General features: G+C 47.8%; 27 protein-coding genes and 3 tRNA genes. 20 read left to right on the top strand and 10 right to left on the bottom strand.

From position 1 onward, the window contains the following. The 4 genes from H8710_RS07140 to H8710_RS07155 all read right to left on the bottom strand — a co-directional run bounded on the left by H8710_RS07140 (position 1) and on the right by H8710_RS07155 (position 3,176). Positions 1–882, bottom strand: a complete 882-nt coding sequence (locus H8710_RS07140; protein ID WP_249294821.1) for an ATP-binding cassette domain-containing protein — start codon at positions 880–882, stop codon at positions 1–3. 13 nt (positions 883–895) lie between these two features. Next, positions 896–1,741 (bottom strand): ABC transporter permease, encoded by an 846-nt coding sequence (locus tag H8710_RS07145; RefSeq protein ID WP_249294822.1) that lies wholly within the window; start codon positions 1,739–1,741, stop codon positions 896–898. Next, the gene (locus H8710_RS07150; RefSeq protein ID WP_249294823.1) at positions 1,741–2,655 is read right to left on the bottom strand and encodes an ABC transporter ATP-binding protein; all 915 of its coding nucleotides are present in this window, start codon (positions 2,653–2,655) and stop codon (positions 1,741–1,743) included. The genes H8710_RS07145 and H8710_RS07150 overlap by 1 nt, the downstream gene beginning before the upstream one ends. 95 nt (positions 2,656–2,750) lie before the next feature. Continuing rightward, complete coding sequence (locus tag H8710_RS07155) at positions 2,751–3,176, bottom strand: MarR family winged helix-turn-helix transcriptional regulator (RefSeq protein ID WP_249294824.1); 426 nt, start codon at positions 3,174–3,176, stop codon at positions 2,751–2,753. A gap of 550 nt (positions 3,177–3,726) precedes the next feature. Here H8710_RS07155 and H8710_RS07160 point away from each other — a divergent pair. After that, positions 3,727–3,954, top strand: a complete 228-nt coding sequence (locus tag H8710_RS07160; RefSeq protein WP_249294825.1) for a hypothetical protein — start codon at positions 3,727–3,729, stop codon at positions 3,952–3,954. Positions 3,955–4,101: 147 nt separating this feature from the next. Next, on the top strand, positions 4,102–5,589 hold the full coding sequence (locus H8710_RS07165; RefSeq protein WP_346727101.1) for a DUF4368 domain-containing protein: 1,488 nt from the start codon (positions 4,102–4,104) through the stop codon (positions 5,587–5,589). Positions 5,590–5,643: 54 nt separating this feature from the next. Here H8710_RS07165 and H8710_RS07170 read toward each other — a convergent pair. The 4 genes from H8710_RS07170 to rpmB form a co-directional block, all read right to left on the bottom strand. Further along, a tRNA-Val gene (locus H8710_RS07170) sits at positions 5,644–5,720 on the bottom strand. Positions 5,721–5,769: 49 nt separating this feature from the next. Continuing rightward, positions 5,770–5,845 (bottom strand) — tRNA-Gln (locus tag H8710_RS07175). Between the two features lie 34 nt (positions 5,846–5,879). Further along, positions 5,880–5,956: transfer RNA gene (locus H8710_RS07180), tRNA-Pro, on the bottom strand. 215 nt (positions 5,957–6,171) lie between these two features. After that, positions 6,172–6,360 carry a 50S ribosomal protein L28 gene (rpmB, locus tag H8710_RS07185; RefSeq protein WP_249294827.1) on the bottom strand — a complete coding sequence of 63 codons (189 nt, stop codon included), beginning with the start codon at positions 6,358–6,360 and terminating at the stop codon, positions 6,172–6,174. A 273-nt stretch (positions 6,361–6,633) separates the two neighbouring features. On the opposite strand from rpmB, the gene H8710_RS07190 reads away from it, so the two are divergent. The 18 genes from H8710_RS07190 (at position 6,634) to H8710_RS07275 (ending at position 19,876) form a co-directional block, all read left to right on the top strand. Beyond that, positions 6,634–7,326 (top strand): site-2 protease family protein, encoded by a 693-nt coding sequence (locus tag H8710_RS07190; RefSeq protein ID WP_249294828.1) that lies wholly within the window; start codon positions 6,634–6,636, stop codon positions 7,324–7,326. A 3-nt stretch (positions 7,327–7,329) separates the two neighbouring features. After that, complete coding sequence (locus H8710_RS07195) at positions 7,330–8,067, top strand: segregation and condensation protein A (RefSeq protein WP_249294829.1); 738 nt, start codon at positions 7,330–7,332, stop codon at positions 8,065–8,067. Positions 8,068–8,089: 22 nt separating this feature from the next. Next, complete coding sequence (gene scpB, locus H8710_RS07200) at positions 8,090–8,698, top strand: SMC-Scp complex subunit ScpB (protein WP_249294830.1); 609 nt, start codon at positions 8,090–8,092, stop codon at positions 8,696–8,698. 33 nt (positions 8,699–8,731) lie between these two features. Further along, a complete protein-coding gene (locus H8710_RS07205; protein WP_249294831.1) occupies positions 8,732–9,442 on the top strand; it encodes a DUF2953 domain-containing protein in 711 nt (236 codons plus the stop codon). A 2-nt stretch (positions 9,443–9,444) separates the two neighbouring features. Continuing rightward, positions 9,445–9,882: a GerW family sporulation protein gene (ytfJ, locus tag H8710_RS07210; protein ID WP_249294832.1), complete on the top strand. Its 438-nt coding sequence runs from the start codon at positions 9,445–9,447 to the stop codon at positions 9,880–9,882. Between the two features lie 50 nt (positions 9,883–9,932). Then, complete coding sequence (locus H8710_RS07215; protein ID WP_249294833.1) at positions 9,933–11,111, top strand: D-alanyl-D-alanine carboxypeptidase family protein; 1,179 nt, start codon at positions 9,933–9,935, stop codon at positions 11,109–11,111. A 47-nt stretch (positions 11,112–11,158) separates the two neighbouring features. Beyond that, positions 11,159–11,953 (top strand): pseudouridine synthase, encoded by a 795-nt coding sequence (locus H8710_RS07220; RefSeq protein ID WP_249294834.1) that lies wholly within the window; start codon positions 11,159–11,161, stop codon positions 11,951–11,953. Continuing rightward, positions 11,919–12,269 (top strand): hypothetical protein, encoded by a 351-nt coding sequence (locus H8710_RS07225; RefSeq protein WP_249294835.1) that lies wholly within the window; start codon positions 11,919–11,921, stop codon positions 12,267–12,269. Before H8710_RS07220 ends, H8710_RS07225 begins: the two co-directional genes overlap by 35 nt. A gap of 173 nt (positions 12,270–12,442) precedes the next feature. Continuing rightward, entirely contained in the window at positions 12,443–13,807 is a 1,365-nt protein-coding gene (locus H8710_RS07230) for a carboxyl transferase domain-containing protein (RefSeq protein ID WP_249294836.1), read from the top strand. A gap of 51 nt (positions 13,808–13,858) precedes the next feature. Continuing rightward, a complete protein-coding gene (locus H8710_RS07235; protein ID WP_249294837.1) occupies positions 13,859–14,239 on the top strand; it encodes a biotin/lipoyl-containing protein in 381 nt (126 codons plus the stop codon). A 67-nt stretch (positions 14,240–14,306) separates the two neighbouring features. Next, the gene (locus H8710_RS07240) at positions 14,307–15,704 is read left to right on the top strand and encodes an oxaloacetate decarboxylase subunit alpha (RefSeq protein ID WP_249294838.1); all 1,398 of its coding nucleotides are present in this window, start codon (positions 14,307–14,309) and stop codon (positions 15,702–15,704) included. Positions 15,705–15,864: 160 nt separating this feature from the next. Further along, positions 15,865–16,359 (top strand): hypothetical protein, encoded by a 495-nt coding sequence (locus H8710_RS07245; RefSeq protein ID WP_249294839.1) that lies wholly within the window; start codon positions 15,865–15,867, stop codon positions 16,357–16,359. Continuing rightward, entirely contained in the window at positions 16,349–16,861 is a 513-nt protein-coding gene (locus tag H8710_RS07250) for a hypothetical protein (RefSeq protein WP_249294840.1), read from the top strand. The genes H8710_RS07245 and H8710_RS07250 overlap by 11 nt, the downstream gene beginning before the upstream one ends. Before the next feature lie 157 nt (positions 16,862–17,018). Next, complete coding sequence (locus tag H8710_RS07255) at positions 17,019–17,543, top strand: DUF6512 family protein (RefSeq protein ID WP_249294841.1); 525 nt, start codon at positions 17,019–17,021, stop codon at positions 17,541–17,543. 101 nt (positions 17,544–17,644) lie between these two features. Beyond that, positions 17,645–18,574 carry a cysteine synthase A gene (gene cysK / locus H8710_RS07260; RefSeq protein WP_249294842.1) on the top strand — a complete coding sequence of 310 codons (930 nt, stop codon included), beginning with the start codon at positions 17,645–17,647 and terminating at the stop codon, positions 18,572–18,574. A gap of 116 nt (positions 18,575–18,690) precedes the next feature. Continuing rightward, a complete protein-coding gene (locus tag H8710_RS07265) occupies positions 18,691–19,083 on the top strand; it encodes a desulfoferrodoxin family protein (RefSeq protein WP_249294843.1) in 393 nt (130 codons plus the stop codon). Between the two features lie 12 nt (positions 19,084–19,095). Next, entirely contained in the window at positions 19,096–19,266 is a 171-nt protein-coding gene (locus H8710_RS07270) for a hypothetical protein (RefSeq protein ID WP_249294844.1), read from the top strand. A gap of 115 nt (positions 19,267–19,381) precedes the next feature. Continuing rightward, a complete protein-coding gene (locus H8710_RS07275) occupies positions 19,382–19,876 on the top strand; it encodes a hypothetical protein (RefSeq protein ID WP_249294845.1) in 495 nt (164 codons plus the stop codon). Between the two features lie 42 nt (positions 19,877–19,918). Here the strand turns inward: H8710_RS07275 and H8710_RS07280 are convergent, their stop codons facing one another. Continuing rightward, positions 19,919–20,086: a hypothetical protein gene (locus H8710_RS07280; protein WP_249294846.1), complete on the bottom strand. Its 168-nt coding sequence runs from the start codon at positions 20,084–20,086 to the stop codon at positions 19,919–19,921. A gap of 159 nt (positions 20,087–20,245) precedes the next feature. Further along, the gene (locus tag H8710_RS07285) at positions 20,246–21,640 is read right to left on the bottom strand and encodes a D-alanyl-D-alanine carboxypeptidase family protein (protein ID WP_249294847.1); all 1,395 of its coding nucleotides are present in this window, start codon (positions 21,638–21,640) and stop codon (positions 20,246–20,248) included. Between the last annotated feature and the right edge of the window lie 127 nt (positions 21,641–21,767).

The following is a 21,767-nucleotide window of genomic DNA, read 5'->3' on the forward strand; positions in this document are numbered from 1 at the left end:
CTACCTCCTTGCTTTTTCCGGCAAATAATTAAAAATATATAAATACGCGTCCTCAAGCGTCGGCGCAGTTTGCACAGCGTTGGCAAACGGTTTTTCATCGTCTATCACGCGAACCTCCATAACGCCTTCTTTTGCAATAACATTGCTGATAACAGCGTTATTTTGATATTTCACCAGCTTTTCGGCAGACATTTTTACAATCCACACGCAATTTTTCGCCATTTTGATATATTCCTCGCGAGTGTTTACATATCTGATAACACCGTATTCCATCATCATTATTTTAGAAGCGATATGCTCAATGTCAGACACAATATGCGTTGACAAAAGCACCAATCTGTCGTTTGAGTACGCGGAGATGATATTTCGGAACTTTACGCGCTCCAACGGGTCAAGTCCCGCCGTTGGTTCGTCCAAAATTAAAATTTCGGGATTATCAAGAAGCGCCTGCGCAATACCGAGTCTGCGCTGCATTCCTCCCGAATAGGCACGGCACTGCCGTTTCAAATCGTTCTGCAAACCGACATGATACGCAAGCTCCTCAATTCGCTTTTTTGTATATGATTTTTCCATACCTTTAAGCGCAGCGGAATATTCAAGATAATCTCTACCTGTAAAATTACTGTAAAAACTGATTTCCTGCGGTAAATATCCGACTTTCGCCCTGTATTCATCACCGATACTGCGAATATTCCTACCGTCATATAAAATCTGCCCACTGTCAGGTCGCAGAACATCAGCCATCATTTTAATCATTGTCGTTTTACCGGCACCGTTCGGACCGAGCAGACCATATACACCCGTACCCATTGTGACGGAAATATCTTTTAAGACTTTTTTATCCTTATAATTTTTTGATACCCGTTCAAATTTCAGCTCCATATATACCCGCCTTCTATCTTTGCGGCTCACCGCCTCCGCGTATATTTTTTGCAACCTTTACCGTTGAAAAATCTGCTTTATTGAATTTCATTACGCATACCGCAAAGAAAAATGCGCCGATTAAAACCGTAATCAAAAGTCCCATAACGGGTGTTATCGTGAATGAGCCGATTTGAAATGCTATGCCCTCGTTTACAAGCTCCGCCGCCGTCATTTTATTTGCACCAAGCGCGATATACCGAAAAATCGAAGTTGTGTATGTCAGCGGATTGATATATACAATCGGTAATAGAAACGCAGGTATAATCGTTGTCGGGATATACGCGCCCGAAACGAAAGTAAGCGGCATCATAATCATGCAACTTATCGTCTGGAATGCCGGCGAGTTGCGCGACACTGTTGCCAGAAACAGACCGACTGCACTGAATGTCATAGCAGAAACAAACATAACCGCAAGCATTAAAATTCCCTGCAAAACATCTATTCTAAGTCCTATCACAATTCCGATAATCGCCGTAACCGCACCTTGAAGCGCAGCGACAACCGCGCCTGATAAAATATTTCCTATGGAAATTTGACTTCTCAAAATCGGCGCAACCATAACCTCTTTCATATAACCGCTTGAAATGTCGGCTAAAATATCCGAAGAATTATTTACACTCGTTTGAAAAACGCTCATAATAATCACTCCTGAAATCAAATAATTCATTGGCGCGTTGACGCTGCTCATAGAAGACTTCATCAAAAATGAAAACATCACGAGCATAAACATTGACATAAACAGGCTGCCGAAAACGCGGCCTTTGCTCCTCACATAATTCAATAAATTTCTTTGTACTATTGCTGTAATCGGGTTCATTATTCTCTAATCTCCTTTCCTGTAATCGCAAGGAACACATCATTCAGCGTTCCCTTTTTCACCTCAAAATCAATGATTTTCTCTTTGCACTCCGATAAAATTTCCAATACTTCGGACGGCTGTTTTGTTTGAAAAATTATCGTGTTTTCGTTTGTATGATACGGTACGCTTCTGTTTATCAATTCGTTTTGAAGCATTTCCGATTCAGAGCAAACCGCCGTTACTTCAATACTTGTGTATTGTTTTTTCAGATTTTCGGGCGTATCGTGCGCGATGATTTTACCGTGATCCATGACAACGATTTTTGAGCAGACTTCCGCTTCGTCCATATAGTGCGTTGTCAAAAAAATTGTAATGTTTTTCTGCTTTTGCAGTTTTCGAATATACGCCCAAACATTTGCACGCGTTTGCGGGTCAAGCCCCGTTGTCGGCTCGTCTAAAAACAGCACTTTCGGATAATGTACAAGACCGCGCGCAATTTCAACGCGGCGTTTCATTCCGCCCGACAGACTACCTACAACCGCTCTTTTCCAATCCTCCAGCTCCACCAAATCAAGTGCGAAATCGATACGGTTTGCCACCTCGTTTTTCGGTACCTTGTAAAACGCACAGTGGTATTTTAAGTTTTCCTCCACCGTCATTTTCGCATCAAGCGTTGAGTCCTGAAACACAATACCGATATCCTTTCTGACTAACGCTTTTTCTTTCGCAACATCGTGTCCGTTGATTTTAATGTCGCCCTCTGTTTTGTCTAAAATTGTGCATAATGTACTGATGGTAGTTGTTTTTCCCGCACCGTTCGGCCCGAGAAACGCAAAAATGCTTCCCTCGTCCACAGTAAACGAAATATCATCTACAGCGGTAAAACCACCGTACCTTTTCGTAAAATGTTTGACCTCAATAATTTTGTTCATATCTATTCTCCTTTCAAAAAAATAAGTCCTATGCGTTTTTTTCGCATAGGACTTATCTCCATAAAATATGGCGCCTTAAATTTTTGTTGTCGGTGTTATCTCCAAATATCTCCTGTTTCTATCAATTTTTTCTGTATCCGCACATACGCTTCTGCGTCCTCCTCGCCTAATGATTCCAGCATTTTTGCGACAGCTTTAATCATTGCGCCCCTGCGCTTTTCAACCACGTAAGCGCCCGCTTCCGTCAGTTCAACAATTACCTGACGGCTGTCGTTTGGGTCGGGCATTCGGGTAATCAGATTTTGTTTTTCGAGTGATTTCAGCATTGCCGCAATTCTTGCCGTTGTAAGCATAAGGGCTTTGCTCATATCCTTTGGATATACCTTGTTCCCGTTAGCGGCGATATAATTCAGCGCAAGAATTTCACCTCTTGCCATTTGGGACATAGCCCTTTCCATTTTGACTTGCGGCATACTTGCACGCATATTGACAAGCTGCTTGGCCAATTCATTATATTCCATAGCACATCTCTTTTCTAATAATAATACTAACTATATTAGTATTATATCTGAAAATTTTTTATTTGTCAAGCGTTTTTTCAATTATGTTGTGATTTTTTATCTTGGCAAAAATTATATCTTTTTCGTAATAGTAACAGAAAGAAATTTTATAACCTAAGCGCAGATGTCCCCTCGCCCCTTAGGCGGCGAGGTCCATTTCAGAATTTCAGTGGGAAGTTTAATCTCCCATTGAAATTCTGAGGAGCTATCGCTCCATGCGCAAGTTGCAATCTGTCGCAAGCTCTGCTCCTTGCGAGCAAAGCAGGAGCGTTGCTCCGATTTAAAAAACAGTTGTAATTTTCATCTTTCATTTGTTACTTAGATGAAAGAAAAAATTACGCAACAAAAACACAAATTTCATCTGGATAATGTATAGAGGAACATCAAAATTTTTATCAAAAAAGGGTTTGGGAATACCCAACAATCAAAATCAATTTTGTGCGAGTGTAGCCACACTCGCTTTGCTTGCTCCTCTATAAATTTAGTTTTTACGGGAAAGGACGGGATAAGATTGGATAAGAAAAATAAGGGAAACAGGTATGTTTCAATCTACAAAATCGGCGGCACAATTTACGAGGTTGAAACTGCATTTTCAGGTACGGAAACGCTGAACAATAAAATAATTCGTTTAATGCTATCTGAGAAAATAAAATCAAAAGGGGCTGACAATTCGGAAAAAGCGCGTTACAATAATAATACACACTCTGTTTTGTCGGGCAGCAAAAAGGAGGAATGTTAAATGAATAAGCCCGACACAATAACTGCTCTCTATTGCAGACTTTCGCAGGAGGACGCGCTGGACGGCGACAGTAACAGTATAATAAATCAAAAATCTATTTTAGGTAAATATGCAAATGATAATCAATATCCAAATCCGTAGTTTTATATTGACGACGGTTGGAGTGGGACGAATTTTGAAAGGCCTTCGTTTAAGGAAATGATAAAGGATATTGAGGGCGGAAATGTCAAAACGGTTATCGTAAAGGATATGTCAAGACTTGGGCGTGATTATCTGAAAGTAGGTTACTTTTCGGAAATCTTTTTTCCAGATAATGACGTCCGTTTAATCGCAATCAATGACGGTGTTGACAGCTTCAAGGGCGATAATGATTTTACCCCGTTTCGGAATTTGTTTAACGATTTTTACGCAAAGGACACGAGCAAGAAAATCCGTGCTGTGTTTAAGTCAAAGGGTATGTCAGGCGAACATCTTGGCGAACCGCCGTATGGATATATGAAAAATTCTGAAAATAAAAAGCAATGGATAATCGACGAGCCGGCGGCGGAGGTTGTGAGAAAAATCTATGATTTATGTATTGATGGAAAAGGGCAAACGCAGATAGCAAAAATTCTAAGAAAAGAAAAAGCGCTGACGGTAAAAGCATACTACGCACAAGCCAAAGGACTTCCGTTGCCTGATGAACCGTATCATTGGAATGAAAATTCAGTTGTCGGTATTTTAGAAAGAATGGACTACATAGGCTGTACCGTAAATTTCAAGACTTATACAAAGTCATATAAACTGAAAAAGCGTCTTGAAAATGCAAAAGAGAATTGGGCAATTTTTTATGATGCACAAGAGTCGATTATTCCAAAAGAACAGTGGGAACGAGTGCAGGAATTACGGAAAAACAAACGCCGGAATACGAAAACCAATAAGCAAGGTTTGTTTTCGGGACTGATATTCTGCGCCGATTGCGGAAGTAAACTTCATTTGGCAACCTGCAAGAGATTTGACAGCACACAAGACCATTACCGTTGTTCGCAGTACAGAGGTAATACAGGGAGTTGTACCGTTCACTTTATCCGTGAGGAAACATTAAAGAAAATTGTGTTAAATCAGATTTTCCAAATTACAGCTATGATGTATGATAACGCAGACGAATTTTTCAATCTTGTGGCAAAACAGCAGTTGGACGAGCAGGAAAAAGAGATACAGAAGAAGAAAAAACAAATGGCAAAAATCCAAAAACGCATAATAGAGCTTGATAAGATTTTTAAGCGCATTTATGAGGACGATATATCGGGAGCCACTTCACATGAACGGTTTTTGAAACTGTCTGCCGAATACGAAACCGAACAGAAAGACCTACAAAAACAGGCTGATGATTTTCAAAAGGAAACAGCGGATTTTGACAGACAGCAAACAGACTTTAACCAATTTAGAGAAATAGTCCGAAAGTATGTAGGCATAACGGAATTAACACCAATGATTGTAAATGAGTTCATTAAAAAGATTATCGTTCACGCTCCGGATAAATCAAGCGGACACAGGGTACAAAAGATACAGATTATTTTTAATTTTATCGGTGAATTTGTCCCACAAGACGAATTTATCCCAGATAAAAAGGAAATTCCGCAGGAATATCTATAATCCTGCGGATTTACTTCCTTATTAACCTCTGCCTTATGGCTGCGGGCTTTAATTTGGTGGAGACACAGGGGCTCGAACCCAGGACCTCTCGCATGTGAAGCGAACGCTCTAACCAGCTGAGCTATGCCTCCAGATAAAGGAAGCCCGCAGAGCCGCGCGGCCTGCAAGCTTCGGCAACTTTGGCTGGGGTGGAAGGATTTGAACCCTCGGAATGGCGGAACCAGAATCCGCTGCCTTACCACTTGGCGACACCCCAATAAAGAAACCGCTCGTAAAAACAAGCGGCTATATGGTCTGAGTGACAAGATTCGAACTTGCGGCCTCTACCACCCCAAGGTAGCGCGCTACCAATCTGCGCCACACCCAGACGACGTGTTATATTATAGCATAAGGATTTTAAAAATGCAAGAGCTTTTTTCATTTTTCTGACAGAAAATTCACCTTTTCTTTGACGAATCGGTGCGAAAAAGCTTGCAAAAACAGCTGTCTGCGAATCGAAAACGGCTTTAAACATCCCAATGTCAGCAAAAAAGCACAAGGCTCATTGCCCTGTGCTTTTCATTGTTCTGTATGATGACACCATTACACCGCTCTAGTTACTTTGTTCGAACGTAAGCAACGGGTGCAGGCGTGAACGCGGCACGGTTTACCGTTAACGATCGCTTTAACGCGCATCACGTTGGGTTTCCAGGTTCTGTTGGAACGTCTGTGTGAGTGGGACACCTTGATACCAAAAGAAACGCCTTTTCCGCAGAAATCACATTTCGCCATATTCTGCACCTCCTTTAGAATTACATAACGATAATATTCTATCAGACTCGGCAAAAAAAATCAAGAGGTTTTTCAAATAAAAATGGGAAAGCTCAAAATTTTATGAACGGAAGACCGTTTTTTCGATTTGTGGCCGAAGAAAGGTCACATTCTAAAAATTCCTTGAATTTCCTTGCGGCCTGCTTGTATTTTACAGCGGAAACCAGTATAATGAATACATTATCGATTGTTTGGGCGTTTTTCCCAACGGTATGGAAAGGAAAGTTAGAAAATATGCCTTTTTCAATGAGCTCTGAGAGACTGTTTACCATGTTTGTCAGCGTCATCGCCATGCTGACGGCGCTGCCATTTCACGAATACGCCCATGCCTGGGCGGCAAACAAGATGGGCGACCCCACTGCGAAGTATCAGGGGCGTCTCACACTCAATCCTTTCCGGCATTTGGATTTATTCGGTTCTATCTGCATGGTGCTGTTTGGGTTCGGGTGGGCAAAGCCGGTTCCCATCAATCCTTATAACTTCAAAAACCCCAAGACCGGGATGGCGCTTTCCGCACTGGCGGGACCTATGTCCAACGTGGTTTATGCCTTTGCCGCCATGATCCTCTATAAGATTCTCTGGTATCCGGCCATGATGGTGGATCAGTCTACCTTCTGGGGTTTCTTCCTTTATTATGTTGTCCAGATCCTCTGGATTATCGTAAGCCTCAATGTGGGCCTGGCGGTGTTCAATCTTTTGCCGGTGCCGCCTCTGGACGGTTCCCGTATCCTCAACATTATCCTGCCGGAGCGGATTTACTTTAAGGTCATGCAGTATGAGCGGGTCATCATGTTCGCCATCATCGCGCTGCTGTTTGTGGGGGTGCTGGACCGGCCGCTCATCTACCTCCGGGGGCTTTTGGTGAACGGGCTGGATTTCCTCACCGGATTTGTGGATATTATCGCCCGGGCCATTATGGGAGTGTAGCAAATGGCGGTGCAGCTGGAATTCAAAGTAGGGGATTTTGAGGGGCCGCTGGATTTACTCCTCTTTCTCATCTCGAAACATAAGCTCAACATCAACGACATCGAGATTTCTGAGCTTCTCGCCCAGTATTTAGACGCCATCGAGCAGATGCAGAGCGCCGATTTGGAGCTGAAGTCGGAATTTCTCGAGATGGCGGCAAGGCTTGTCTACATTAAAACGGTTTCTCTGCTGCCAAAGCACGAGGAAGCGACGGAACTGAAAAAAGAGCTGGAGGGGCAGCTTCTTGAATACCAGCTTTGCCGGGAAATGGCGGAAAAGCTGGCTCTCATGGGCAAAGAACATCATGTTTACGTGAGGCTTCCCATGAAAATCAAGCTGGATCCCACCTATCAAGGAAGCCACGCGCCGGACGAGCTCATGGCCGCCTACCTGATGGTGGTGGGCAAGGCGAAACGGCGTCTGCCGCCGCCCGCATCGGCGTTTTCTGACATCGTCAGCCGGCGGGTGGTTTCGGTCACTTCAAAAATCGTCTATGTGCTGAAAAAGCTTTACCGGACGGGGCAGATGTCTTATGAGGAATTTTTTACGGCGCCTGACCGGAGCGAATTGGTGGCCACCTTTCTCGCCATGCTGGAATTGATGAAGTCCCACCGCATCACGGTGAGCGAGGATAACAGGACCGTTTATTTCCGCCGGGACAGACGCCCGAAACCAGAGCCTGCGCAAGCGCAGCCAATTTAAAGGAAAAATCAGGGGGAAGTTTATGGGCGAAAACCAGTATTTCGGCGCTCTGGAGGCCATCTTATTTGCCTGCGGGGAGCCGGTGGAAATCGAGCGGCTGGCAGAGGGCCTGCACATCGACAAGGCGGCCGTGCGGCAGCAGCTTTTAGAGTACCAGCAGGCGCTCAGCTCATCCGAGCGGGGCATCGAACTGCTCTTTTTAGACGACAAGGTACAGCTTTGCAGTAAACCCCAGTATGAGCAGGTCATCGTCTCGGTGGCGGCCATGAAGAAAAACGCACCGCTTTCAAACGCCGCCATGGAGGTGCTGGCGGTTGTCGCTTACAACCAGCCGGTAACAAAAAGCTTTGTGGAGCAGGTTCGCGGTGTAGAAAGCGGGCAAGTGGTCAATAATCTGGTGGAGAAGGGCCTGGTGGAGGAAGCCGGGCGGCTCAACGTCCCCGGGCGGCCGCTGACCTATCGGACGACGGCTAATTTTCTCCGGTGCTTTGGCCTCACCAGTTTGGGAGACCTTCCCAATCTCCCCTCCGGAGACGAAGAGGATGAGGGGGAGCAACTTTTGATGGAGACCGAGCCGCTGGCGGAAACCGGGGAAAATGCTGGCGCGCCTGAAGAGGCGTCAGCCGAATAACCGACATCCGGTAATACGGGAAGGGGGGATGGCATGGTCGGATGGATCATCTTCGGTTCGATTTTGCTGCTGCTGGGCATATTGCTGTCCCTGAGCATCACTTTCCGGGTACAGTATGACGATGACTTGACCATCACGGTTGGCGTGGGAAAATTCCGCTATACCCTGGTTCCTGTCTCTCAGAAAGAGGAAACGGACGTCAAAAAGGACAGCAAAAAGGTCAAAAAAGGAATCCAAAAAGAGCAGAAGAAGGTAAATCCCAAGGCGAAAAAGAAAGTGGAGAAGGGCGACGTGAAGGAAATGGTTTTTCTCGCCCTGGACATGTTAAAATCCGTTTTGCTGCCCATGCGGAAGCTTTTGAGCCGGGTGAGAATCACCGCCCTTTCCGTCGACATCACAGTGGGCGGGGAAGACGCCGCCGAAACAGCGGTCCTTTATGGGAAAATTTCCGCTTTGGTCTACGGGGGGCTGGCCACTCTTCGAAATCTGATGACCGTCAAGGTGGAGCGGGTGGCAATTAATTGCAACTTTTTGCAGGATCACATCGATCAAAAGGTGTTTTTCAAGATAAAAGTACGCGTTTTATTCGCAGTTTGGGCCGTCCTGCGCATGGCCTGCCGGTTATTGGTCCATACTTTTCGAAGAGCGAAAAAAAATGCGGCAGATAAAAAAGAAGAATCACAAAATGGTCCGGAGAATGTTCCTGCTAAGCGGGAATCGACCGGAGATAACAGGAGGAAATGATTATGGCAGAACATCCGATTCAAGGCTTGATGGGCGTCACCATGCAGAAAATCAAGGAAATGGTGGACGTGAACACCATCGTCGGCACCCCCATTACCACGCCAGACGGCACTACCATCATCCCGGTGTCCAAGGTGACTTTCGGCTTTGCGTCCGGCGGTTCCGATCTGCCCACCAAGGATCCGAAAGAGACTTTTGGCGGCGGAAGCGGCGCCGGCGTCACTTTGCAGCCTCTGGGTTTTTTGGTGGTGAAAGACGGCGACGTGAAGCTTTTGCAGCTTGCCACCTCGTCCAACACGGCCGACAAAATCGTCAACTCGGTGCCTGACATCATCGACAAGGTGTCCGACGCTTTTAGCAAGAACAAAGACGAAAAAGCGGCCAAAAACAGCAAGAAATCCGCCGCGGATGCCGGCAAACCTTCCGAAAAAGCAGAATAATTCACATGAACGGCCTGCCCTTCGCATATGATGAAGTGGCAGGTGGTTTCATGAATAAGAAAGTATTGTGTTTTGTCCTGTCGCTCTGCATTGGAGCGGCAGCCTGCTTCCCCGCAGGCGTATTCGCTGAGAAAGAACAGGGGGAAGCAGTCCAGACGGCCCAGTCGGACGCTTTGGGGGTTTCCGCTCAGTCGGCGGCTCTCATCGAAGCGGACAGCGGCCGTGTTATCTTTGTCAAAAACGGGGAGGAACGCCTTCCCATCGCCAGCACTACGAAAATCATGACGGCGTTGCTGACGCTGGAAGCATCCAACCTGGACACCTATTTTACAGTGGACCCAAACGCCATTAAGGTAGAGGGCACTTCCATGGGACTCCAGGAAGGGGATCAGGTGACGCTGCGAATTTTAGCGGCGGGAATGCTTTTGGCTTCCGGCAATGACGCTGCAAACTCGGCGGCCTTAAAGGTAGGCGGTTCCCTGGACGAATTCGCCATCATGATGAACAAACGGGCCGCTCAGATCGGCATGAAGGACTCAAACTTTGTCACTCCGTCGGGCCTGGATGCCCAGAATCATTACTCCACGGCGCTTGACATGGCAAAGCTTGCCCGGGCGGCGCTCCAGAACCCGGATTTCAGCGCGATTTGCTCTCAGAAGAGCATGAAGCTCTCCTACGGGAATCCCCCCTACGACCGGTGGCTTTCTAATCACAACAAGCTTTTGAAAAGCTACCCTGACTGCATCGGGGTCAAAACCGGTTTTACCAAAAAAGCGGGGAGGTGCCTCGTGTCGGCGGCGGAGCGGGACGGGGTCACCCTTATCTGCGTCACCATCAAAGCGCCCAGCGATTGGGACGACCACCGCAAAATGCTGGACTATGGGTTTTCCCAGGTTCAGGCGGTGGAACTGAGCGGCGAAGTACCTGGGACGATTCCGGTGGTGGGCGGCGTTTCCGATCAGGTGACGCCCATGGTTCAGGTGGCGCCGAAAGCCTCGGTGTCGTCGGAGGACGCTGGAAAAATTGAGATGAAAATCGTGTCCCAGCCGTTTTTGTATGCTCCGGTAAAACAGGGCGACTGCATCGGCGAGATGAGGTACTACTTAAATGGCGAACTTTTAAAATCCGCGCCATTGACCGCAAAAGAGACGGTGGCGGCGGACGAACGGGTCCCGGAAACGAGTTTTTGGGACAAAATCAAAAGCTGGTTTGCGGGATGGGGAAAGTAGTTCCCCAAAAAACGGACAGAACCCCCTAACAGAAAGGAAATCAAAAGATGGATGGAATCAGGCTGCAAAAAGTCATCGCGGAAAGCGGACTTTGCTCCCGGAGAAAAGCAGAAGAGTTAATTGAAGAGGGAAGAGTAAAGGTCAACGGCCATAAAGCGATCCTCGGCCAGAAGATTAACCCCCAAAAGGATATCGTTCTGGTGGACGGCGAGCGGTTAAAATCTCGCAACCGCCGCCAGAACGTATATATCATGCTCAACAAGCCCCGCGGATATCTGACGGCCATGTCGGATGGGCGGGGCCGTAAGTGCGTTTCAGAGCTTGTGGAAGATGCCCCTGACCGGGTTTACCCGGTGGGACGGCTCGATTTAAACTCTGAGGGGCTTTTGCTCTTCACAAACGACGGTGAATTTGCCAACACCATGATGCACCCCGCCTACCAGGTGCCTAAATGCTATCGGGTCACCGTGCGGGAGCCGGTGTCGGACGAGCAGATGATCCGCCTGAGCGAGGGTGTGGAGATAGACGGCCGGATGACGAATCCGGCAGACGTCCGCATCGTCACCGAGGAGGAAAAACGCTCTGTTATGCTCATCACCATCACCGAAGGCCGGAACCGCCAGATCCGTAAAATGTGCGAGGCGGTGAACCTGACGGTGGCGCGGCTCAAACGGATGTCGGTGGGACCGGTAAAGCTCGGTATGCTCAAACCTGGCGCTTGGCGGGAGCTTTCAAAGGACGAGGTGGACATGCTTCTCGAAAGTGCGGGACGGGCCGCGCAAAAATCAAACAAAGGAGAGGAAAAACGTGCTGCATTTAAGGCCGTTAAACGACGGAGATAATTTTCCGGAACTCCAGGGCGGGATGTATTATATCGCCCTTGATGGAGCAGAGCTATTGGGTTACTGCAAATACCATAAGGACCACGACTGCGTCATCATCGAGGAGCTGAAGGACGGAGGCAGTGTCGACCTGTTCGACGGGCTGCTGCGGGCAGTGTTTTCTTATGTGATGGAAGCAAACGTCAACCGGGCTAAGCTGTCGGAAGGCATCAACAAAGAGATATTAAAGACCCTGATGGTGCCGGTGGACGGACAAAATTGCGTAAATTCACTAAAGGACTTTTTATATAATTGTAAGAAATGTAAAATGTCCTAAGAAATACCAAAAAAGATATTGTTATTTTTTTCACGTTGTAGTATAATACAATGGGTGAATTTGAGGATTGTGGAAGAAGTCCCTTGGGACAGGCTCCATTTTCTTCAATTTCTGTATTCAAAGAAGGCTGAAACCGCCGTTTCGGCCGAGCACATAGAAATGGGGGCAATATAATGAACTTACAAGCCAAGCTTAATAAGCTTGAGGAAATGAAAGCTGCCTGCAAAAAGACGTCTCCTGCCCGCGAAAGACTGGAGTCGCTTTTTGACGAAAACACCTTCGTTGAGCTGGACGGATTTGTTGCTAATGGCAGTGAAGGCGTCGGCGTTGTAACCGGTTACGGCATGGTGGAGGGAAGCGTCGTGTACGCGTTTTCCCAGGACGTTACCGTCATGGGTGGCGCGATTTCCAGACTTCACGCCGAGAAAATCGCCAAAATCTATGAGCTGGCTGTAAAAAACGGCTCTCCGGTTGTGGCAATTTACGATTCCAACGGGGCAAAGCTCTCCGAAGGATCTGAGATTTTGAGCGCTTACAGTAAAATCCTTTCCATGGAGAACAATCTTTCCGGCGTCGTCCCCCAGATTTCGGTGGTGGCGGGAAGCTGCACCGGCATCAGCGCCATGATGGCGGCTTCTGCTGACATTGTAGTCATGGCCGAGGACGCAGCGCTCTATCTGTCTGACGCCGATGGAGACGTTTCTGCAGAGGCTGCCGCAAAAGTTGGCGCCGCCCACATTGTCGAAAAAGACGCAAAATCCGCTGTGCTGAGAGCACGGGACGTAGTTTCGATGCTGCCCCTCAACAACATTTCCATTGCGCCCATCGCCGAAGGTTCTGTGAACCCCAATGCCGTTTCCATTGACGACGGTAAGACGATGAATGAAATGGCTGAACTGATTTGCGATTTGGGTTCTGTCACCGAGCTCAAAGCGGATTATGGCAAAGCCGCCTATACCGCTCTCGCTTCCATCGGCGGAAATACTGTGGGCCTTGTAGCCGTTAAAGGAAAGCTGGGCTCCAAATCCAGCGGGAAAGTCGCTTCCTTCGTCCGCTTCTGCGACTGTTTTAACATGCCTGTCGTGTCTTTGGTGGATACCGAGGGTTACTGTTGCTGCGATGAGCTGAAAGCCCAGGGCGTCGCCGAGGCCGCGAAGCTCGCTCACGCTTACGCCGATGCAACCACCGCCAAAGTCACTGTTTACGTTGGCAGCGCAATCGGCGCCGCAGGCGTTGCTTTCAGCAGTGCTGACATCCGTCTCGCCTGGCCAACCGCTGTCATCTCCGCGTTGGAGCCCCACACCGCTGTGGAGTTTTTCTGGCATGACAAGCTCAAAGGCGCAGAGGATCTGCCGAAACGCCGCGATGAGCTGGCTGAGGAGTATATCGACACTATGGCGAGCCCCTATGAAGCGGCGAAAGCTTCCCTCATCGAAGACGTGGTCGCTCCTGCCGACACCAGGGACGCGGTCATCACCGCCCTCGACATGCTGGCAAGCAAACGTGTTTCCAAACTTCCCAAGAAACACTCCAACTGAGGAGTTATTTGATAGAAACCGAAAATTTTTGAAAGAAAGGTTTTGTGAATCATGAGAAGATTTAATATAACTGTCAATGGAAAAGGTTACGACGTGGCTGTTGAGGAAGTAAACGGTGCAGCCCCCGCTGCTGCTCCCGTCGCCGCACCTGCCACTGCCCCCGCCGCTCCGGCTCCGGCAACAGCTCCTGCTGCCCCCGCTGCCGCTGCTCCCGCAGGCGGAACCGACGTCAAAGCCCCCATGCCTGGAACCATCATGGACGTCAAAGTGGGCGTAGGCGACATCGTCGAAAGAGGCCAGGTTGTCATTGTGTTGGAAGCGATGAAGATGGAAAACGACATCGTAGCTCCCGTGGCAGGTAAAATTGCCGCTGTCACCGCGAAAAAAGGTGACTCCGTAAACGCCAACGACGCGCTGATCGTCATTGCATAATTAGAGGCTGGAATGCCGCAGCGGACAGCTTTTTGTTGTTCGACAATTCAAATGAGGAGGACCAGAGATGGCTAAAGTAAAAGTTACAGAAACCGTCCTTCGAGACGCGCACCAGTCCCTGATTGCAACCAGAATGACCACGGATGAAATGCGTCCGATTTTGGGCGAAATGGATAAAGTAGGGTACTACTCCGCCGAAGTTTGGGGCGGCGCTACCTTCGACGCATGCCTGCGCTTTTTGGACGAGGACCCTTGGGAAAGATTGCGCATTATCCGCAAGGAGATGCCTAACACAAAATTGCAGATGCTTTTCCGCGGACAGAATATGCTGGGTTACCGTCACTATGCCGACGACGTTTTGGAGTATTTTGTCCAGAAATCCGTTGCCAACGGCATCGATATCATCCGCATTTTTGACGCATTGAACGATATCCGCAACCTGGATACCGCCATCAAAGCAGCCAAAAAAGAGGGCGCTCACGCCCAGGTGGCGATTTCCTATACAACCGGCGACATTTTTACTACCGATTATTATGTGGATTACGCCAAACAGATCGAGTCCCAGGGCGCGGATTCCATCTGCATCAAAGATATGGCGGCTCTGCTGACTCCTTATAAGACAGCTGAGCTGACTAAGGCGCTGAAAGCGGCCGTTAAAATCCCGATTCAGCTCCACACCCACTACACTTCGGGCTTGGCTTCCATGTGCCTCCTAAAAGGCATCGAAAATGGCGCCGATATCATCGATACTGCAATGTCTCCTCTGGCGCTGGGTACTTCCCACGCTCCCACCGAGGCAATGGTCGCTGCTTTGCAGGGCACCGAGTACGATACCGGCCTTGACTTGAAACAGCTGACTGTTATCCGTGACTATTTTATGAAGCTCCGTAAAAAATACATCGATTCTGGCCTTCTGGATCCCAAAATGCTGGCTACCGATGCCAACGCCCTGATTTATCAGGTTCCCGGCGGTATGTTGTCGAACCTTCTGTCCCAGCTGAAACAGGCGGGCAAGGAAGACCAGCTAGAAGAGGTTATGAAGGAAGTTCCGAGAGTGCGGAAAGACGCGGGCTATCCTCCGCTTGTCACCCCCACCTCACAGATCGTTGGAACCCAGGCTGTTTTCAACGTTATCACCGGCGAGCGGTATAAAATGGTCACCAAGGAGTTTAAAGGTCTCGTCAAAGGCGAGTACGGCAAAACTCCGGCTCCCATTTCCGATGAATTCCGCAAGAAAATCATCGGCGACGAAGAACCCATTACCTGCCGTCCAGCTGATTTGCTGGCTCCCGAACTGGATAAACTCCGCATGGAGTGCGCCGAGTGGGTTGAGCAGGATGAAGATGTGCTGAGCTACGCCCAGTTTGGTCAGGTTGCGCTGAAGTTCTTTGAAAAACGCCGCAACAAGAAGTACCATATTGACGGCGAGCGTGCTGACTTCGAAAACCAGGTTCATCCGGTGTAATTTACATTTTGAAAGAAAAGAGCGGCGGTTTATCCGCCGCTTTTTGTATTGGTCACAAAAATTAAAAAATCTGTTGACAAAATTCCATAAATGGTTTATAGTAATAACAATATAAGAAACGAAAGTTCTTTGCTGAGCTTACTGCTGGAGGATTTTGTCTATGACGCCGTTTGTTGTGCCGCCCAAAGGCCCGAAAGGGAGAATGTTGCTCAAAGTCAGTGGGATTTTAACCATTATTCTTTCAGGCATCTTTCTGTTGATGCAGCTTGTTAATTTCGCGACGCTATTTATGTTTTCTATCGATTTTAGCCATCCCAATACCATTTCAATGTTTACAATATTTGGAATTATATTCCTTTGGCTGGGATGGAATATTACTGCGGGGGTTTTAGGAATCTCTGCCGGAACCAATCCAGAAAAATCTAACGCTTGTTTTATTATCGGGAATATACAACTGGCGATTATCATTGTAGCGGTAACAGCCTTTGGATTCCTCACTAGATCGGAACCGTACATTGGCATCACGATTGCAGTCATGCTTTTGCTACCGTTTGCCCTGTCTCTGCTCTACACCACCGGCGCTTACCGGTACCAGAAACACTATCGGGAATTTTTGCAATCCCAGCGGAAAGGAGCAGAACCAAATGAAGAATAGAATAGGGCCCATTGATACTTCTGCTGAATCCCGGGCGATTCCTCCAGAGTTTTTAGGGCCGATCGTCAAAGGGAGGAATACCCTCAAAGTTGCGTCTGTGCTTGTCATTATATTCTACAGCATCGGTATTTTGCTGTTTGGCTTGTATGCTGTTTTGCTGCTCTTTCTGTGGGGAGAGGGGGTCGGCAAGGCTGTCTTACTCCTCTTGCCGTTCGGACTGGTTTGCGGTGTCGGCCTGACAGCGGGCATTTTGGGGATTCAGGCGAGCCGTAATCCGAAAAAAACAACAGTATGCCTGGTTTTTGGAGGTGTTTTGTTAATTTACTACGGATTCTCTTTCATATGGGGAATGGCAAACCTGATGTCCGGGAAAGCTTTTTCTATTTTGCTTTTTGTCCCGGCGCTGATTCTTTCTGCAGTTTATTTTGATGGCGCTTACCGGTATGACAGGTACTACCGAGATTATTTGATACAGACACAAAGTGAAGAAGAGGCTTTTTAGCCTCTTCTTTTTTGATTGGTACTATTTGGGCTGAACTTTTCATAAAATACGGATACTGGCGTGCATCTGTCGAGATTTGACGGGACTTGTCCCAAAAAGGACGTCCCGAAACGCATCAAGCCGCAGCCGCCGGATTCTATTTTGCGAGGTATCGGTCATGCAAAAGACTCTGTTACGATGGGAACTCATCGGCTTTTTGTTTGTTTTGATTTTTGGTTCGATTTTGCACTTTGTTTACGGCTGGTCGGGGAAAAGTCCCTCGGTAGCGCTGATTGCACCTGTCAATGAAAGTATTTGGGAACATCTCAAGCTGCTCTTTGTCCCGGGACTGCTCTATGGAATTGTCGAATACTTCGCTGTTGGACGCAAAATAGGCGGATTTGTGTTCACGAAATTTGTGGCGATGCTGCTGGGCCTTGCAGCAATTGTAATCCTTTTTTACACCTATACCGGTATTGTCGGAACGCATTTTCTCTGGGCAGATATTGGAACGTTTATCATAGGATCCGCTGTCGCATTTGCTTTCACTGTGAAAAAAATGCCTCTGTCGTCCGATGCTCGCACCGATTTGATAGGATTGTTTCTCTTTTTTGTCCTTATTGTCGTTTTTATTCTGTTTACCTTTTTTCCGCCTCACCTAGCATTGTTTTTAGATCCCGTTACCCATACCTATGGCATATGACGGAAAAAGCATTTAGGTTGGGCAACTTTGTAAATTTCCCTTGCAGTTTCCCTCCTTTTCGTATAAAATAGAATAGCTACATCACAAAGGAGGAACTTTCCTTGGTTTATGACAATATTCTGGAAGCTATCGGGCATACCCCGCTGATCCGGCTGAACCATATGACGGGATCTGAGGATGCCCAAATTCTTGTGAAATACGAGGCCGTCAACATTGGAGGCTCCATTAAAACCCGCACAGCTTTTAATATGTTAAGCGAGGCGGAGAAAAAAGGTCTCATAGGCCCCAATACCCTGATTGTGGAGCCCACCAGCGGTAACCAAGGTATTGGCATCGCCCTGGTAGGAGCGGTGAGAGGCTACCGCGTCTGTATCATTATGCCGGATTCGGTCAGCGAGGAGCGGCGGAAACTGGTGAGCCAATACGGGGCTCAGGTGGTGCTGATTCACGACGATGGTGACATCGGGGCCTGTATCGAGGAATGCATGAATACAGCGCTGCGGATGGCTGAAGAAGACCCCAATGTGTTTATCCCCCAGCAGTTCACCAATCCCGACAATCCTGCGGTTCACCGCAACCACACGGCACAGGAAATATTAGAGGATTTTGGCGGGAGTATCGATGGGTTCTGTTCTGGAGTCGGTACGGGCGGAACCATATCAGGTATCGGGGAAACGCTGCAGCAGCGATTCCCTTCTATCGAGATTTGGGCGGTGGAACCAGAAAACGCGGCGATTCTGTCCGGCGGAAGTATCGGTACCCATTTGCAGATGGGCATCGGCGACGGACTCATTCCGGAGAACCTCAACACCCATATCTACAGCGATGTCTGTATCATCACTGATGAAGAAGCGCTGGGCACCGCAAAAGAATTGGCCGCCAAAGAGGGACTTCTCTGCGGCATTTCCAGCGGTTCCAATGTTGCTGCTGCCATGAAGTTGGCGCGGAAACTGGGTCCGGGAAAGACTGTTGTCACCGTCCTGCCTGACACAGGAGAACGGTATTTCAGCACCCCTCTTTTTCAAGAATAAAAATAACCGCCGCAAACGGTACTTGCGGCGGTTATTTTATGTTTGCCCCAAAAAGCCTCATAACGTCCAATCTTTTGGAAATACTAAAGGCAAATTCTGAAAAAGGGGAATCAGTTATGAGAGAACCGAAATTTTTAAAGAGCAAACGGTGCGAAAATACTGTGGAAGTGATCAGCTTTGACAGGGAAGACGCCATCACCTGCTGCGGCGAGCCAATGGTGGAAATGAAGCCTAACACTTCAGAGGGCGCGGCGGAGAAGCATCTTCCGGTCATCGAAGTCAATGGAAATACCGTAACCGTCAAGGTGGGAAGCGTTTTCCATCCAATGACCGAAGAACACAGCATTACCTGGGTCTATTTGGAGACAAAGGAAGGCTGTCAGCGAAAGAACCTGCCCTATACTGGTGAGCCGGTAGCGGTTTTTGCTTTGACTGACAGCGACAAGCCTGTAGCGGCCTACGCCTACTGTAACCTCCACGGGTTCTGGAAAACGGAGTACAAGGGGTAGGGAGGCGCAACCATGGGAACTTTTTATGAAAATAACCCGGAACTGCGGGATTATTTTGAATCCCTTCCAATTGCCGTAAAAAATCGGATTTTGGAGGCCCGGATTCCGATTTATACGGTGGAGCAACTGCAAAAAGCCGCTGAATCCATGCAGTCGCCGTCCGGTGAAAATCAGTATTTTTAAAAAAATCCGCTTGAAACGGCATCCGCTGATTTCAGGCGGATTTTTTTAATTGAGGTTGAAGAAGTAGTTGATTTTATAGTATAATAAATTAAAATAATAAAACGGAGCAATTAAAATGAAAAAATTTACTAAAATTCTGCTTCCTCTTGTCATAATCTGCGCACAGCTTACCTCATGTTCCAGTTCGGAAGAAGTGCTGCGGGGAGTCAGCATGGGGATGACATCCTCCCAGGTGTACGCGGTAGAAGATAAACGGGAGGAGAAGGGCAAAGCAGTTGTCGCCTACAACGCTCGGCTTTATTTTGACGTGACGGTTTTCAATCTGCCGTGCCAATATATTACTTACTTTTTTGGAGTGGAAAATAATCTCCAAGAAATATACTGCGTTTTCGACGACGCTACCGAAGAATACTATGACAGTTTAGTGGAAGTCCTGACCGAGAAGTACGGGGAAAGAGAAGAATTGCCCAGCCTTTTTGGACGTCTCTGCCAGTGGAGGGAGGAGGATCTGCTTGTACAGCTGACTTATCTTCACGGTAAGGAGAACGTCGGCGACAAGCTTACGCTCACCTATTCCGTCCCCGCTAAGGACGGTTCTTTTCCGGAATAAGACGTGAATAAAAAGTAGCCGCCGGAGGTCCGACGGCTGTGTTTATCGAAGACCCGCTACAAAATCCTGCATTTCCTCAAAAGAGCCGATATCTTCTTGTATGATTTTCTGCTGGATTTCCCTAGGCAGGGAATGGAAATATTCGTAACTGGTCAAATCCTGATCCAACAGGTCGGTCAGGCAGAGATGCTGATCCAAAGTACCTCTCATGATGTTTCTCCTCTTCGAGTATGAATTTGCGTTGATAACGCAGTCTTAGTGTCTGCAATAATAACGCAGGCCGGCCTGTCAGATTCAGGAAAGTATTTTTTAGGATAGCAATCAAATAAAAAACCGGAACAGGCATTCCTGCTCCGGTTTTTTGTTTGATTAGAATCTTCTGGTGCGGCGTTTTCTGCGGCGTTTGCGTTTGTTGTACATGACAGTGTAGGCGATATACAAGGCGATAAGAATGATAATAATTACAATCGCCAGCTTGAACCAAATAGATGTAAAGATTTTTTTAATACAGTCGAGGATAAAGAGCCAGACGCTTCTGTCCAAATCCTCACCGGCAACTAAGTTGACGGTGGCCAGCGTTTCATCGGCGAGCTTAACTTCCATGGATCCCAAGATGTCACCTTTTTGGACGGGGGCATCGACCGACTCCTTGAGAGTTTTGATTTTTTGCAGGGAAGAGATGTCGATATCTTTCCGCAGAAGCTTCTGTATCTCCTTTTCCGGGAAAACCTGCACTACGTCTTTGTCTTTGGCCAGGCGGACCTTGACTTCGCCCTCCGGGCTGGTGGGCTTGACTACCGGCTGGATAGACCATTTATCGAAGGCCCACTGGTAAAGCTGCTTGGCATCGATAAAGGAAAGGTTATCTGAAATGGTGTCTCCGTTATCGTAATACATGGGGGCGCCCATGGTGACCAAAACATAAGTATAGGCATCTTGAGAGGCCATGGAAACCAGGTTTCGGCCGCTTTCGTCGGTGGTGCCGGTCTTAATGCCCTTGATGGGGGCGTAATAGTATTTTCCTGCCCGGCGCTCGTCCATCATGGTGTTGGTATGGTAGATGGTACGCTCGGCGGAATGTTTGTTGGTGGCCGGCATGACATAACTGTTGGAGCAGGCGATTTCCTTGAAAATGGGAAGGTTGTCCAACGCGTATTTCGTAATTTTATACATGTCTGCCGCCGTCGTGTGCTGGTTTTCGTCATGAAGGCCGTGAGGATTTGTAAAATAGGTATTGGTGCAGCCCAATTCCTGGGCCTTTTGATTCATCATTTCAACGAACTTGTCAATACTGCCGCCGCCCACATAATCGGCGATGATGCTGGCGCCTTCACAGGCGGAGCGGAGCATCAGAGCGTAGAGCAGGTCGATCATCCGGATTTGCTCTCCGTGGCGAATGTCGGCATTGGAGACGTTGAGCTTAAACAGGTCGTCGAAAATATAGCTGGGAGCCGTCACCACCGTTTCCAGGTCGGAGCAGTTTTCGATGGCGACGATAGCCGTCATGATTTTCGTCAGGGATGCGGGATACATCTTTTTGTCGGCATTTTTCTGGTAGAGGACGGTGCCGGAATCGTAACTGACGAGATAGACCGCCTCGCTGTTGACTTCAAAGCCCAGATCCGGGGAAGAGGGCAAAGTGTTCTGTTCGCTGGAAGCGGGGTTTTCTGTACTCGAATCAGAGCTGGGTTCAGCAAAAACGCTGGATGCAAATGAACACGCAAACATCACCGTAGCGGTGAGCAGAGCGGCTAATTTCTTCATAAACGGACCTCCTGTTGCTTTTCACATATCTTTATCATGGATTCAAAATCCTTGTCATATTCATCTGGTATCATATCTATTATAGGCATCCAAAAGTGCCTTGTATTGCCTGATAAGAAAAGTTTTG

Origin of the sequence: Fumia xinanensis (assembly GCF_014384905.1) — a bacterium.
Lineage (GTDB): Bacteria > Bacillota > Clostridia > Oscillospirales > Ruminococcaceae > Fumia > Fumia xinanensis.

Excerpts from the sequence above, each read along its gene's own strand:
- H8710_RS07140 (WP_249294821.1), bottom strand. The coding sequence starts at position 882 with ATGGAGCTGAAATTTGAACGGGTATCAAAAAATTATAAGGATAAAAAA.
- H8710_RS07145 (WP_249294822.1), bottom strand. The coding sequence starts at position 1,741 with ATGAACCCGATTACAGCAATAGTACAAAGAAATTTATTGAATTATGTG.
- H8710_RS07150 (WP_249294823.1), bottom strand. The coding sequence starts at position 2,655 with ATGAACAAAATTATTGAGGTCAAACATTTTACGAAAAGGTACGGTGGT.
- H8710_RS07155 (WP_249294824.1), bottom strand. The coding sequence starts at position 3,176 with ATGGAATATAATGAATTGGCCAAGCAGCTTGTCAATATGCGTGCAAGT.
- rpmB (WP_249294827.1), bottom strand. The coding sequence starts at position 6,360 with ATGGCGAAATGTGATTTCTGCGGAAAAGGCGTTTCTTTTGGTATCAAG.
- H8710_RS07190 (WP_249294828.1), top strand. The coding sequence starts at position 6,634 with ATGCCTTTTTCAATGAGCTCTGAGAGACTGTTTACCATGTTTGTCAGC.
- H8710_RS07195 (WP_249294829.1), top strand. The coding sequence starts at position 7,330 with ATGGCGGTGCAGCTGGAATTCAAAGTAGGGGATTTTGAGGGGCCGCTG.
- scpB (WP_249294830.1), top strand. The coding sequence starts at position 8,090 with ATGGGCGAAAACCAGTATTTCGGCGCTCTGGAGGCCATCTTATTTGCC.
- H8710_RS07205 (WP_249294831.1), top strand. The coding sequence starts at position 8,732 with ATGGTCGGATGGATCATCTTCGGTTCGATTTTGCTGCTGCTGGGCATA.
- ytfJ (WP_249294832.1), top strand. The coding sequence starts at position 9,445 with ATGGCAGAACATCCGATTCAAGGCTTGATGGGCGTCACCATGCAGAAA.
- H8710_RS07215 (WP_249294833.1), top strand. The coding sequence starts at position 9,933 with ATGAATAAGAAAGTATTGTGTTTTGTCCTGTCGCTCTGCATTGGAGCG.
- H8710_RS07220 (WP_249294834.1), top strand. The coding sequence starts at position 11,159 with ATGGATGGAATCAGGCTGCAAAAAGTCATCGCGGAAAGCGGACTTTGC.
- H8710_RS07230 (WP_249294836.1), top strand. The coding sequence starts at position 12,443 with ATGAACTTACAAGCCAAGCTTAATAAGCTTGAGGAAATGAAAGCTGCC.
- H8710_RS07235 (WP_249294837.1), top strand. The coding sequence starts at position 13,859 with ATGAGAAGATTTAATATAACTGTCAATGGAAAAGGTTACGACGTGGCT.
- H8710_RS07240 (WP_249294838.1), top strand. The coding sequence starts at position 14,307 with ATGGCTAAAGTAAAAGTTACAGAAACCGTCCTTCGAGACGCGCACCAG.
- H8710_RS07245 (WP_249294839.1), top strand. The coding sequence starts at position 15,865 with ATGACGCCGTTTGTTGTGCCGCCCAAAGGCCCGAAAGGGAGAATGTTG.
- H8710_RS07250 (WP_249294840.1), top strand. The coding sequence starts at position 16,349 with ATGAAGAATAGAATAGGGCCCATTGATACTTCTGCTGAATCCCGGGCG.
- H8710_RS07255 (WP_249294841.1), top strand. The coding sequence starts at position 17,019 with ATGCAAAAGACTCTGTTACGATGGGAACTCATCGGCTTTTTGTTTGTT.
- H8710_RS07265 (WP_249294843.1), top strand. The coding sequence starts at position 18,691 with ATGAGAGAACCGAAATTTTTAAAGAGCAAACGGTGCGAAAATACTGTG.
- H8710_RS07270 (WP_249294844.1), top strand. The coding sequence starts at position 19,096 with ATGGGAACTTTTTATGAAAATAACCCGGAACTGCGGGATTATTTTGAA.
- H8710_RS07275 (WP_249294845.1), top strand. The coding sequence starts at position 19,382 with ATGAAAAAATTTACTAAAATTCTGCTTCCTCTTGTCATAATCTGCGCA.
- H8710_RS07280 (WP_249294846.1), bottom strand. The coding sequence starts at position 20,086 with ATGAGAGGTACTTTGGATCAGCATCTCTGCCTGACCGACCTGTTGGAT.
- H8710_RS07285 (WP_249294847.1), bottom strand. The coding sequence starts at position 21,640 with ATGAAGAAATTAGCCGCTCTGCTCACCGCTACGGTGATGTTTGCGTGT.